Source organism: Alteromonas lipotrueiana (assembly GCF_019249245.1).
GTDB classification, from domain to species: Bacteria; Pseudomonadota; Gammaproteobacteria; order Enterobacterales; family Alteromonadaceae; genus Alteromonas; species Alteromonas lipotrueiana.
In genome coordinates, this window is record NZ_JAESDK010000019.1 from 51,669 (window position 1) to 64,982 (window position 13,314).

Genomic DNA, 13,314 nt, shown 5'->3' on the forward strand with positions numbered 1-13,314 from the left:
ATGAATACGCTATTTTGTTTTAGCCAGTATTGCGCATACCAATGGCGATACCGGTAATGGTAACCATCATCGCCAGCTCTAACTCACTGTTTTTAGCATCATCCCCTGCTTTTCGAACACGATCAAGCAGCTCAATTTGCAAATAATGCAAGGGTTGCAGATACGCGGCGCGAATGTTCATCGACTCTTTACCTTGCGGATCCTTGTGCATAATCTCGGGTTGGCCAGTCAGTTTAAGTAGTGATTCAATACTGTCCTGAAGCTCTGAGCGAAGCGCTTTTCCAAAGTGCTTCAGCTCTTTAGGTACAAGCCGCTCATCGTAAGCTTCGCTAATTCGTGGATCGGCTTTGTGAAACACCATGTCCAGCATAGACAGACGAGACCGGTAGAACGGCCAGTCAGCAAACATTTCGGCCACAATCTTTTCATCTGACTCGGCTTTTACTTCATCTATTGCCCGCATCACCCCTAACCAGGAAGGCAGAACCAACCGGGTTTGTGCCCAGGCAAAAATCCAGGGAATTGCGCGCAGGCTTTCAATACCGCCTTGTGGCTTGCGCTTTGACGGACGGCTACCTAACGGCAACTTACCTAATTCCTGTTCTGGCGTAGCAACTCTGAAGTAAGGAACAAAGTCTTTGTCGTGACGGACGGTGTGACGATAATTGTCTCGGCCTTTTGCCGCCATTTTGCCGATTAGCTCACGCCACTCGGGTTTAGGTTTCGGTGGCGGAAACAACATCGCCTCAATAATCGCGCTGGCGTAAATGCCCAGGCTGCGTTTGGCAAGTTTTGGCATGCCAAACTTGTACCGAATGGTTTCGCCTTGCTCTGTTACCCTGAAGCCGCCTTCTAAAGAACCTGGAGGCTGCGAGTAAATAGCGGCGTGAGCAGGTAAACCGCCACGGCCGATTGTGCCGCCACGACCATGGAACAACGTAAGAGTGACGTCGTGCTCCTGGGCGACTTTGACTAATGCTTCCTGCGATTCATATTGAGCCCAGCCTGCCGCCAGAGCGCCAGCATCTTTTGCCGAGTCAGAATAGCCAATCATGACGAACTGCTGGCCTTTTACATAACCGCGATACCAGTCGATAGATAGCAGGTTACGCATCACATCTGGCGAGTTGTTTAAATCGTCTAATGTTTCAAACAGCGGCGCTACCGGCATAGGCCAGTCAACTCCAGACTCTTGTAACAACAATTGCACTGCCATCACATCAGAGGGTTGGCTTGCCATAGAGATAATATAGATGCCAAAACCTGTACGGTCATGCTGCGAAATAACTTTGCAGGTATTTAATACCTCTTTTACCTCATCTGAAGCATCCCAATGGGTTGGAAACAAAGGACGTTTAGATGACAATTCGCGCAACAAAAAGGCTTGTTTATCAGCTTCGTTCCACTGTGAGTAATCGCCCAGGCCCAGATAACGGGTAACTTCGCCCAGCGCATCAGCATGACGTTCTGAGTCCTGACGTATATCCAGGCGTAATAAATGCACACCAAAACTGCGTACCCGGCGAATAGTATCTAACAACTGACCATCGGCAGTAACTTTCATTCCGCACTGGCATAGCGACTCGTAACAAAGCAACAGCGGTTTTAACAATTCATCATTGTTTGTAACCCAATCTCGCTTATCGACACTATTGCCACTTAGTAAGTCGTTGATTCCATCGCGAGTGGTTTGCAGGCGACGCACTAATGGGCGCAACAGCGCTCGGTATGGTTCGTTAGCATCGCCTACGCGCTGACGCAGCTCGTCGCTGCAATCAAACATTGAAAGCTCAACCTGCAGGCGGTCAAAGTCGCCGGCAAATAACTTAGCCGCCCGTTTGCGTGCTAAATACAGTACTTGCTCGGTAAGCTCTGCGGTTACGAAAGGGTTGCCATCCCGATCACCACCCATCCATGAACTAAATTGCACCGGGGCGCTGTCTAACGGCAGACTTACCTGATAATCCTGTTGTAACCGTTCGTCCAGCTCACGCAAAAATTGTGGAACGGCTTCCCATAACGAATTTTCGATTACCGAAAATCCCCATCGGGCTTCATCGACGGGCGTGGGGCGTTCTGAACGAATTTCTTCGGTATGCCATGCCTGACTAATCAAATCAGCGATACGGGTTTCGATACGGCGTCGTTCAGCGTCGCTTAATGTTTCCTGGTGGATAGACTGCAGGCAATCGGCAAGTTCTTTATGCTTATGGATAAGCGTGCGTCGTGTAACTTCGGTAGGGTGTGCGGTCAGAACCAAATCAATATTGAGTTTGGCTACCGCTTTTTCTACATTTTCAGTACTCAGCTGTGCTTTGTCTAAATGATTGAAAAGCGTATCAATAGAGGCATCAACATTCATCGCGCTGTTGTATTCCTGCTCGGCAATATTGCCTAAGTTCAGGAACTGCGCAAAAGCCCGACCTACAGTGAGAAGGTCTGAATCTGATAAGGTTTTGAAAGTTTGTTTCAGATTTTCACTACAATCTGTGTCGCCCTGATATGAACCACGGCCATCCAAACGTATCTGTTCTATTCGTTCAAGCCATTCGTCGCCTAACTGCGCTTTGATGGTTTCACCCAGGACCGTTCCCAGGTATCTGACGGTATCTTTTAGTTCCGAATCATAGTTTGATTGCATTGTATCCTCCTGCTTTCGTGCCATTCACCATACTGTGTGGTGAATGTGTTGTCTAACCTCTTTGTACAATATTGCATCTCGATACGGTTGCTTTAAACACTTCAATCGGGTGCGTAGAGCAAGTAAATACAGGGTATGTTACACTTAGCGCCGAGACAACAAATTCATCGATGTACAATACGTGAAAAGATGAATTTTTGAACAATTTTCGTAATTTAATTTCAGGAGATACTGTGTCCGATAACTATTCTACAGTCGAAACTCAGGCAAGCTACGGCGTTGGTTTTCAAATGGGTGAGCAGCTTAAATCGAATCCGTTCGACGGATTAGACATTAATGCTGTGCTTGATGGGCTGAGCGATGCATTTAGCGGTGATACGGCGAAGGTAGATAACAATACCTTACGTAGTGCCTTTGGCGAGATTCATCAGCGGATGCAGGCTGCTAAGGCTGAGCAAAGTAAAGGTCAGATTGAGGAAGGCGAAAAGTTTCTCAAAGAAAATGCCGAGCGCGAAGAAGTACAGGTTACTGAGTCTGGCTTGCAGTATGAAATTTTGGAAACTGGTGACGGCGAAGTGCCTGACGCAGAAAGTACAGTACGTGTACACTATCACGGTACATTTATCGACGGTAAAGTATTTGACAGCTCTTATGATCGTGGCCAACCGGCTGAGTTTCCGGTAAACGGCGTTATTAAAGGCTGGACCGAAGCTTTACAAATGATGCCAACTGGCTCTAAGTGGAAAGTGTATGTTCCGAGCGAGCTTGCATACGGTGAACAAGGTGCCGGGGGGGCTATCCCACCATTTACCACCTTGGTATTTGATGTCGAGCTGCTCGATATCTTAGCGTAAAGCAATATTTGAAACGGCCTGGTCAGTTCCAGGCCGTTTTGTAAGTAGGTATAAAAAACGTATCAGGTTTGCAAAGGAAAGTGTTCGGAGTTGTTATCTTACAAACCATGATTACAATACGGGCACAAATAGCAAAGGATACGAAAGATGATTATCAAGCCAAAAGTCAGAGGGTTTATCTGCACCAATGCACATCCGGTAGGTTGTAAGACATCGGTAGCAGAGCAAATTGATTATGTTCGTCAGCAGAACGATTTAGGTGACGGTCCAAAAAATGTTTTGGTGATTGGCAGCTCAACTGGCTATGGGCTCGCCTCGCGCATAACCGCAGCGTTTGGCTATGGGGCAAAAACTTTAGGCGTTTGTTTCGAAAAAGCGCCGACCGAACGTAAAACCGGTACCGCCGGCTGGTATAATACGGCCGCTTTTCACGAATTTGCTGCTGAACAAGACCTTTACGCAGAAACCCTTAATGGCGATGCATTTTCTCACGAGCTAAAAAACCAGGCTATCGAGAAAATAAAACAACAGATGGGTAAAGTTGATCTGGTTATTTACAGCCTGGCGTCGCCGCGTCGTACTGAGCCAAATAGTGGCGTAACATATAAATCGACATTAAAACCAGTAGGTCAGGCTTATACCACCAAAACGTATGATACCGACAAAGACAAGGTTCATGATATTACGTTAGAACCGGCCACTGATGAAGAGATTCGCGATACCATCAAGGTTATGGGTGGTGAAGACTGGGAAATGTGGCTAAGTGCGTTGGCTGAAGCTGATGTATTAGCCGAAGACGTGAAGACCACGGCATACACTTATATTGGTAAAGAGCTTACGTGGCCTATTTATGGGCAAGCCACTATAGGTAAGGCAAAAGAAGACTTAGACCGTGCCGCTGCCGCTATTATGGGTAAGCATCCACAGTTGCGTATCGATGCCCACGTTTCTTCTTTAAAAGCCTTGGTAACACAAGCCAGCTCAGCCATTCCGGTAATGCCTTTATACATTTCTCTTATTTATAAAGTGATGAAAGAAGAAGGGACGCACGAAGGCTGTATTGAACAAATCAAAGGTTTGTTTAACCAATGCTTATACGGCGATACGCCAACACTTGATGAGGCAAATCGTTACCGTATGGATGGTAAGGAAACCAACGATGCTACTCAGGCGAAAATAAAAGCATTGTGGGATGAGGTCACTCAGGAAAACTTCCATCAGCTTAGCGACTATGCCGGTTATCACCACGAATTTCTAAAGCTGTTCGGGTTTGATATTAAAGGCGTTGATTACGAGGCTGATGTTGACCCTCAGGCCAGTTGGTAACCACTAAGAAGATTAAAAAGCCGTCATACTTGATGGCTTTTTTTTGATTTTGTCAGCGTTGTTGTATAATCGTTAAACGAGATATTTTATAATACTGCCAACAATTTTTTGGTTTACCTATTATTTGCATAGCGAAAAGCTGGCAGATAATGTTAAAATCCCAGAAATTAGGCGGGGGTTTTTCTACTCACGCGTCACGATTTTGGTCTTTAGAAGCAAAAAACAATTAAAGCTTCGTAAACTCGGCCAACGTCGGATCTACAGGAATAAATATCCAAAGCATACGGTTTTTTAGCGGGCGTAACTACGTTTGCCGCCGAAGCTTGCAAAGTGCTATTTGCTCGCCATGTGCTAACAGTTTGTTATTTAGAGTTTTTTTGCATTGCAGGTTGATATCCAGCTATGCAAAAGAGTTTTTCTATTAGAGTAGTGCGATTACATATGATTAAAATCAAGAAAGGTCTCGACCTCCCGATAAAGGGGGCGCCAGAGCAGCAAATTTCTAAAGGAAAAGCTGTGACGCGCGTTGCCGTTCTGGGGGAAGAATATGTGGGTATGCGTCCTACCATGCACGTTCAGGTTGGCGATAAAGTGAAAAAAGGCCAGATTCTTTTTGAAGACAAAAAGAATTCTGGTGTTAAGTTCACGGCGCCAGCTGCTGGCGAGGTGGTTGAGGTTAACCGTGGCGCCAAACGTGTGCTTCAGTCTGTAGTAGTGAAAATTGAAGGTAATGAAAGTGTTGCCTTTGAAAAAATTGCTGCCGACCAGATTGCTAACGCATCGAAAGAAAGTCTGGCCCAAACATTGGTAGATTCGGGAATGTGGACGGCATTTCGTACCCGCCCATTTAGTAAAGCCCCCGCGTTGGGGTCAACGCCACATTCTATCTTTGTTACCGCCATAGACACCAACCCACTAGCCGCTGATCCTGCGGTCATTATCAAAGAGCGTGAAAACGACTTTGCCAATGGTTTGCATGCTTTAACCGTACTTAGTGAAACCAAAGTGTTTGTGTGTAAAGCACCGGGTGCAAATGTGGCTACGGGCAATGCAAAGGTTGAGGTTGCTGAATTTGGTGGTCCTCATCCTGCAGGCTTGCCGGGCACCCATATTCATCACCTCGATGCAGTAGGGAACAGCAAAACCGTATGGCACCTGAATTATCAGGATGTTATGGCTATTGGTTCGTTACTGACCACCGGTGAGCTGGATAACCGTCGGGTCGTGGCACTTTGCGGCCCGGTGGCAACAAAGCCACGTTTGGTAAGTACGCTGATGGGCGCGGATATTGAAGAGCTGACCGCGGGCGAAGTTGAAAAAGGCGAGGTGCGGGTTATCTCTGGCTCGGTACTTAACGGTATCACTGCTCAGGGCGTGCACGGCTTTTTAGGACGTTTTCATACTCAGATTTCAATGATCAAAGAAGGCCGTGAGAAAAAATTCCTTGGCTGGATCACCCCTGGCTCAGACAAACATTCTGTTACCCGTGCTTATTTGGGCCACCTGAATAGCAAACAAAAATACGACATGACAACCACCACCAATGGTTCGGACCGTTCAATGGTTCCTATTGGCAACTATGAACGTGTTATGCCTCTGGATATCATCCCTACGCTGTTGCTTAGAGATCTTATTTCTGGCGATACAGAAGGTTCTCAGCAGTTGGGTTGTTTGGAGTTGGACGAAGAAGATTTGGCCTTGTGTACTTATGTATGCCCGGGTAAATACAACTACGGTCCAATCCTGCGTGACGTATTAACCACGATTGAGAAAGAGGGTTAAGACATGGGTTTAAAAGCGTATCTGGAAAAGATCGAACCTAATTTTGAGCCGGGTGGCAAACATGAAAAATGGTATGCACTGTATGAAGCAGCGGCAACTATTTTTTATACACCAGGTAAAGTAAATAAAGCGACCACCCACGTACGTGATGCAATTGATTTAAAACGCATCATGATTTTAGTGTGGATGGCAACCTTTCCGGCCATGTTCTACGGTATGTACAACATTGGTGTTCAGGCCAACGAATCCATTATTGCGGGTGCGGGGACTTTACCTGATGCCTGGCAGGCGGCCTTGTTCGCCGGTTTAGGCGGTGAACTGGGAGCAGATGCTGGCTGGGCCAGTTTAATGTTTTACGGTGCTTGTTTTTGGCTACCTATTTACGCTGTAACCTTTGCGGTCGGTGGCTTCTGGGAAGTGCTGTTTGCTTCTGTACGTAAGCACGAAGTTAACGAAGGTTTCTTTGTAACCTCGGTATTGTTCGCTTTAACCTTACCTGCCACCATTCCGTTATGGCAAGTGGCGTTGGGTATTACCTTTGGTGTGGTTATTGCCAAAGAAGTCTTCGGTGGTACAGGTCGAAACTTCCTGAATCCAGCGTTGTCAGGACGAGCGTTCTTATATTTTGCTTATCCGGCACAAATTTCTGGCGATCAGGTATGGGTAGCTGCAGATGGTTACTCAGGCGCAACCTGGTTAAGCAAAGCCGCAGCGGGCGATATGGATTACACCAACATGGAACTATGGTGGGATTCTTTCCTGGGTAATATTGCTGGCTCTGCGGGTGAAGTATCTACCCTGGCTATTTTGCTTGGCGGATTGTTTATTATTTATATGCGTATTGCCAGCTGGCGTATTGTGGCTGGCGTAGCGCTAGGTGTAGCAGGTTTTGCCACTTTGCTAAACCTGATTGGCAGTGACACCAACGCGATGTTTGCCATGCCGGCGCACTTCCACTTTGTGATTGGCGGTTTGGCGTTTGCAATGTTCTTCATGGCCACCGACCCGGTTTCGGCAGCCTTTACAAATAAAGGTAAGTGGGCATTTGGTATCTTCATTGGTTTCATGACGGTATTGATTCGGGTAGTTAACCCTGCGTTCCCAGAAGGGGTAATGCTGGCTATCTTGTTTACCAACTTATGGGCGCCATTGTTCGATTATTTTGTTGCACAAAGCAATATTAAGCGGAGGGTTGCTCGTGTCGGCTAAAAAAGATTCCTTTGGAAAAACGGTAGGTGTTGTCGTTGCGGTATGTCTGGTGTGTTCGATTGTGGTTTCTGGTGCGGCCGTAGGCCTGCGCGAAATTCAACAAGAGAACAAAAAGCTTGATAAGCAAACCAATATTTTGACAGCGGCTGGCTTGTACGAATCAGGTATGAACAGCGACCAGGTTGCCTCGGTTTACGACGAAAAAATTGAGCGACGTTTTGTCGATCTGGAGACCGGTGAGTTCACTGAAAAACCAGGCGGTGAGGGTGCTGAATACGACATGTATAAAGCAGCAAAACAATCTGAAATGAGCAAGACCGTTGAAGACAGCAATGTGGGTTTTCAGCGTCGTGCCAATGTTGCCAGTGTATGGTTGGTCAAAGATGAAAGCGATACCGTTACCCGGGTCATTCTGCCGGTTCATGGTAGTGGCCTTTGGGCGCTTATGTATGGATTTCTGGCGGTAGATGCCGACGGCAAAACCATTAAAGAACTCATCTACTATGAGCAAGCCGAAACGCCAGGATTGGGTGGTGAAGTTCAAAATCCAAACTGGCAGAAGTTGTGGGATGGCAAAAAACTTTACGATAATGGCGAAGTCGCTATTGATGTAACCAAAGGTGCTGACCCAAGCGACCCATACGAAGTTGATGCACTTTCTGGTGCAACACTGACAAGCAACGGTGTCGAGAACACTATTCGCTACTGGGCCGGTGAGCAAGGCTTTGGTCCATTCCTGAAAAACCAGGCATGGCGTTCATAAGGGGTATTATCGTGGCAGATACTAAAGAAATGAAACAGGTCCTGTTTGGACCAATTATGGACAATAACCCAATTGCATTGCAGGTATTGGGTATATGTTCAGCGTTAGCAATTACAACAAAGTTAGAAACCGCCTTGGTAATGTCGTTAGCACTTACCACCGTTGTTGCGTTTTCAAACTTATTTATCTCGCTGATTCGGAATCAAATTCCTTCCAGCGTGCGAATCATTATTCAAATGACCATTATTGCCTCTTTGGTAATTGTGGTAGACCAGATTCTGCGCGCGTACACCTATGAGGTGTCTAAGCAGCTGTCGGTGTTCGTGGGACTTATTATTACCAACTGTATTGTAATGGGTCGTGCTGAAGCCTATGCGATGAAAAGCCCGCCGTTACTAAGCTTTTTAGACGGGATTGGTAATGGTCTGGGTTACTCATTTATTCTGATTGTCATTGGTACTATTAAAGAACTATTTGGCTTTGGTACAATCCTTGGTTTCGAAATTCTGCCAGTGGTTCAAAACGGCGGTTGGTATCAGGGTAATGGTTTATTGATTCTGCCATTTAGCTCGTTTTTCCTAATTGGTGGTATGGTCTGGTTTATCCGTACGATTCGCCCAGAGCAAGTAGAGCCTAAGGAGTAAGACGTGGAACATTATATTTCGCTATTTGTTCGCTCTATATTTATTGAGAACATGGCGCTGTCGTTATTTTTAGGTATGTGTACCTTTTTGGCGGTATCGAAAAAAATCAAAACCGCGATGGGTTTGGGCGCCGCAGTAATTGTAGTACTGGGTATTTCGGTTCCGGTAAACCAGGTTATTTATGTGAATATCCTGGCGCCCGGCGCGCTGGCTTGGGCAGGCTTCCCGGAAGCCGATCTTAGCTTCCTGAACTTTTTGACTTTTATCGGCGTAATTGCTGCATTAGTACAAATTCTAGAAATGAGTCTGGATAAGTTCTTTCCAGCGTTGTACAACGCACTGGGCATTTTCTTACCTTTGATTACCGTAAACTGTGCCATTTTTGGTGGTGTTGCGTTTGCGGTTCAACGTGAATACAACTTCACCGAAAGTGTTGTTTACGGCGTTGGCTCTGGTGTGGGCTGGGCAATTGCTATTGTGTTACTGGCAGCTGTTCGTGAAAAACTTAAATATGCTGATATGCCAAACGGTGTCCGTGGTCTGGGAGCGGTCTTTATGATTGCAGGTCTTATGGCCCTGGGCTTCCAGTCGTTCACCGGTATCGCGCTGTAACTGGCCTGAGGAGTTTATAGATGAATGTAGAAATTTTTCTGGGCGTTGGCATGTTCATTGTCATCGTACTGGCGCTGGTTTTTATCATCATGTTTGCCAAGTCGAAACTTGTGCCAACGGGTGATGTAACTATTGATATTAACAACGATCCTGACAAAGCAATCAAAACCTCTCCGGGTGGCAAGTTGCTAGGTGCGTTGGCTGAAGCGGGAATCTTTGTATCGTCAGCCTGTGGTGGCGGTGGTTCGTGTGGTCAGTGCCGGGTAGATATAAAGTCGGGCGGCGGTGAAATTTTACCTACCGAACTTGACCATATTACTAAACGTGAAGCCCGTGAAGGTTGCCGTTTGTCATGTCAGGTTGCCGTTAAACAAGACATGGAAATTGAATTACCAGAAGAAGTATTTGGTATTAAAAAGTGGGATTGTGAAGTTATTTCAAATGACAACAAAGCTACTTTTATCAAAGAACTGAAACTGAAAATTCCGAATGGCGAGAGCGTACCGTTTCAGGCCGGTGGTTATATTCAAATTGAAGCGCCACCTCATCATGTGAAATATAAAGACTTTGAAGTTCCTGAAAAATTCCGTGGTGACTGGGAACGTTTTGGCTTTTTCGATATCGAATCTAAAGTAGATGAAGAAACCATTCGTGCTTACTCGATGGCGAACTATCCGGAAGAAGAAGGTATTATTATGCTGAATGTGCGTATTGCTACGCCTCCGCCTAATAATTTAAGTATGCCGGCTGGTAAAATGTCATCGTACATCTGGAGCCTGACTAAGGGTGATAAAGCCACGATTTCAGGTCCGTTTGGTGAGTTCTTTGCCAAAGAAACTGAGAACGAGATGGTCTTTGTTGGTGGGGGCGCAGGTATGGCACCTATGCGTTCGCACATTTTTGACCAGCTTCGTCGGTTGAAAACAGATCGTAAAATTTCATTCTGGTATGGTGCTCGTTCGCTGCGTGAAATGTTCTATGTAGAAGATTTTGACGAATTGGCAGAAGAAAACGACAACTTCAGCTGGCATGTCGCGTTATCCGATCCTCAGCCTGAAGATAACTGGGAAGGCGATACTGGCTTTATTCACCAGGTGTTGTTAGAAAATTACTTAAAAGACCATCCAGCTCCCGAAGACTGTGAGTTTTATATGTGTGGTCCACCTATGATGAATGCGGCAGTTATCAACATGCTTAAAGATTTAGGCGTGGAAGATGAAAACATTATGCTTGATGACTTTGGTGGCTAACACCAAAGCATAGCAAGATGAAAAAAGGGGCGATTATATCGCCCCTTTTTTAATGACAAAGGAAGATCTGGTTTGATTAAAAAGTCGATTCAACTGCTTTTTGTTTTAACAGCAATAGGTTTGCTTAGCGCCTGCAGTGATGAGAAATTGCCTGTAGTTCATCTGCAGGGGGATACCATGGGCACCACGTATAATGTAAAATATGTGGTGAATAAGAATCAGCAGAAAGTAGAAGGGTTACAGACTACTATTGATAATCGTCTTCAGCAGGTGAACAAACTGATGTCCACCTATGATCCTGAGTCAGAATTGTCGCGCTTTAACCAAAGCCGGTATACAGCGCCTTTCAATGCTTCTGAAGAAACCCGCTCTGTTGTTGCCGAAGCCCTGCGCATTAATAAGTTAAGCGAAGGGGCGTTGGATGTTACTGTGGGGCCGTTAGTCAATTTGTGGGGGTTTGGACCCACTAAACGTCCTGAAAAAGTACCCACCGATTCACAAATTGCTGAAGTTCGAGACTATGTGGGGTCTGAAAAGCTACGGATAACCCAAAGCGGGCTACAAAAGACACACCCTCAGGTCTATGTTGATTTATCGACCATAGCCAAGGGTTATGGTGTAGATAAAATTGCCGCTATTCTGGAGCTACAGAATATTCATGACTACCTGGTAGAAATTGGCGGCGAAATGCGAGTTAAAGGTCAGCGCGGCGATGGAAGTGGCTGGCTGATTGCGGTGGAAAAACCATTAAGTAGTGGTCGGGCGGTACAAAAGGTTTTATCGGTGGGAACTAACGCCGTTGCCACCTCTGGCGACTATCGCAATTACTATGAACAGGATGGGGTACGTTATTCGCACCTGATTGACCCTCGTAGTGGCAAACCTATTGATCATAACCTGGTTGCAGTTACCGTTGTAGCGTCCTCGTCGATGACCGCTGATGGTTTAGCAACCGCTTTAAACGTAATGGGCTGGGATGCAGCGAAAAAGCTCGCAGAGCAAGAAAATTTAGCAGTGTTGCTGATTCGACATCACAACGATGAATTTGAAGAATATATTTCTACGGCATTTGATGAAACCGTAGAGATTAAAAATTAGCAGGTAATGATATGAGTACATTTATTTTGGCGTTTGTGTTCTTTTTGGCAATGGTATTAGCTATGGCCGTAGGGTATATGGTTCAGCGTAAGACAATATCAGGCAGTTGCGGGGGCCTGGGCGCACTTGGCATCGAGAAAGCGTGTGATTGCCCGGAGCCTTGCGATCGTAAAAAAGCTCGTGAAGAAAAAAACATGCTTCGGGAAAAGAAACTCGCAGAATGGAAAGAAAACCAAATTATGTAACTGAGTTGTTAAAGCGCGGTTGCTACACGCCGCGCTTATAGCTAATTACAGGCCGACTGCTGCCATAATCTACCTCTGCAGATAGCCGCTGGGCGCAGTGATAGTAAATTGTTACATTAATTATTGGTACTTAGCGAAAAAGTGCGGTAACTTTCGCGCCAGTCACAGGACTGGAAATAAATACAGTCCTGTGTCCTGCTTTGGTTTTTGACCCAAAAAATCAGTACGTCCTGTGCTCGCCGCAGATTTCCTCATTTTGTTCACTAGTTAGGAATTGCCATTATGGCTCGAATCCCACAGTTGCCCCATGAAGCCGAACGCTTACAAGCGCTGTACGATTTAAATATTCTTGATACTCCCGCTGAAGAGCGCTTTGATGCGATTACGCTTAAAGCCCAGCAAGAATTTAAATGTAAAACCGTACTCATCAGCCTTATCACTGAGAACAAACAATGGTTCAAGTCGCGTCAGGGCTTGGATAAGCGCGAAACACCTCGAAATATTTCGTTTTGTACCTATGCCATTGCTGAAGAGCAGTATTTAATTGTGCCCGATGCGCGCGCTGACTTTCGTTTTAGAAACAATAAGCTGGTTATTGGCGAACCGTTCATCCGCTCATACGCCGGGGTTATTTTGTATTCTGAGGATGGTTATGAATTGGGTACATTTTGTCTGCTGCACGATGAAGTACGCCAATACAGTGACCAAGATATTAATCGGATAAAGCACTATGCCCGCATTGTTGAACAAGAGCTACGGCTTTCAGATAATTATGGGGCGCGATAAACCGCGTTTTATAAGAGTCAAATCAATTCGTCACGCCTTTATAACCTCAAGTATCTGATAGCAGCTGTTTTTCTTATCAATACTTTTTTTGATTTTCTTTTTGT

Annotated in this window: 12 protein-coding genes; 11 read left to right on the plus strand and 1 reads right to left on the minus strand. The window is 45.8% G+C overall.

What is annotated here, in order from left to right:
- Positions 1-19 precede the first annotated feature (19 nt).
- On the minus strand, positions 20-2,641 hold the full coding sequence (gene ppc, locus JK130_RS12910) for a phosphoenolpyruvate carboxylase (protein ID WP_218354739.1): 2,622 nt from the start codon (positions 2,639-2,641) through the stop codon (positions 20-22).
- Positions 2,642-2,874: 233 nt separating this feature from the next.
- Between ppc and bamJ the strand changes: the two genes are divergently transcribed.
- The 11 genes from bamJ to JK130_RS12965 all read left to right on the plus strand — a co-directional run bounded on the left by bamJ (position 2,875) and on the right by JK130_RS12965 (position 13,210).
- Positions 2,875-3,495, plus strand: a complete 621-nt coding sequence (gene bamJ, locus JK130_RS12915) for a BamJ family beta-barrel-assembly machinery protein (RefSeq protein ID WP_218354740.1) — start codon at positions 2,875-2,877, stop codon at positions 3,493-3,495.
- A 147-nt stretch (positions 3,496-3,642) separates the two neighbouring features.
- Entirely contained in the window at positions 3,643-4,821 is a 1,179-nt protein-coding gene (fabV, locus tag JK130_RS12920; protein ID WP_218354741.1) for an enoyl-ACP reductase FabV, read from the plus strand.
- 441 nt (positions 4,822-5,262) lie between these two features.
- The gene (locus JK130_RS12925; protein WP_218354742.1) at positions 5,263-6,603 is read left to right on the plus strand and encodes a Na(+)-translocating NADH-quinone reductase subunit A; all 1,341 of its coding nucleotides are present in this window, start codon (positions 5,263-5,265) and stop codon (positions 6,601-6,603) included.
- A 3-nt stretch (positions 6,604-6,606) separates the two neighbouring features.
- Entirely contained in the window at positions 6,607-7,812 is a 1,206-nt protein-coding gene (locus JK130_RS12930) for an NADH:ubiquinone reductase (Na(+)-transporting) subunit B (protein ID WP_218354743.1), read from the plus strand.
- A complete protein-coding gene (locus JK130_RS12935; RefSeq protein WP_218354744.1) occupies positions 7,802-8,575 on the plus strand; it encodes a Na(+)-translocating NADH-quinone reductase subunit C in 774 nt (257 codons plus the stop codon). Before JK130_RS12930 ends, JK130_RS12935 begins: the two co-directional genes overlap by 11 nt.
- Positions 8,576-8,586: 11 nt before the next feature.
- The gene (locus tag JK130_RS12940) at positions 8,587-9,219 is read left to right on the plus strand and encodes an NADH:ubiquinone reductase (Na(+)-transporting) subunit D (protein ID WP_218354745.1); all 633 of its coding nucleotides are present in this window, start codon (positions 8,587-8,589) and stop codon (positions 9,217-9,219) included.
- A 3-nt stretch (positions 9,220-9,222) separates the two neighbouring features.
- Positions 9,223-9,831 carry an NADH:ubiquinone reductase (Na(+)-transporting) subunit E gene (nqrE, locus tag JK130_RS12945; RefSeq protein WP_218354746.1) on the plus strand — a complete coding sequence of 203 codons (609 nt, stop codon included), beginning with the start codon at positions 9,223-9,225 and terminating at the stop codon, positions 9,829-9,831.
- Positions 9,832-9,851: 20 nt separating this feature from the next.
- Positions 9,852-11,081 (plus strand): NADH:ubiquinone reductase (Na(+)-transporting) subunit F, encoded by a 1,230-nt coding sequence (gene nqrF / locus JK130_RS12950; RefSeq protein ID WP_218354747.1) that lies wholly within the window; start codon positions 9,852-9,854, stop codon positions 11,079-11,081.
- A 72-nt stretch (positions 11,082-11,153) separates the two neighbouring features.
- A complete protein-coding gene (locus JK130_RS12955; protein WP_218354748.1) occupies positions 11,154-12,179 on the plus strand; it encodes an FAD:protein FMN transferase in 1,026 nt (341 codons plus the stop codon).
- An 11-nt stretch (positions 12,180-12,190) separates the two neighbouring features.
- A complete protein-coding gene (gene nqrM, locus JK130_RS12960; protein WP_218354749.1) occupies positions 12,191-12,424 on the plus strand; it encodes a (Na+)-NQR maturation NqrM in 234 nt (77 codons plus the stop codon).
- Between the two features lie 282 nt (positions 12,425-12,706).
- Positions 12,707-13,210: a GAF domain-containing protein gene (locus tag JK130_RS12965; RefSeq protein WP_218354750.1), complete on the plus strand. Its 504-nt coding sequence runs from the start codon at positions 12,707-12,709 to the stop codon at positions 13,208-13,210.
- Positions 13,211-13,314: the final 104 nt, after the last annotated feature.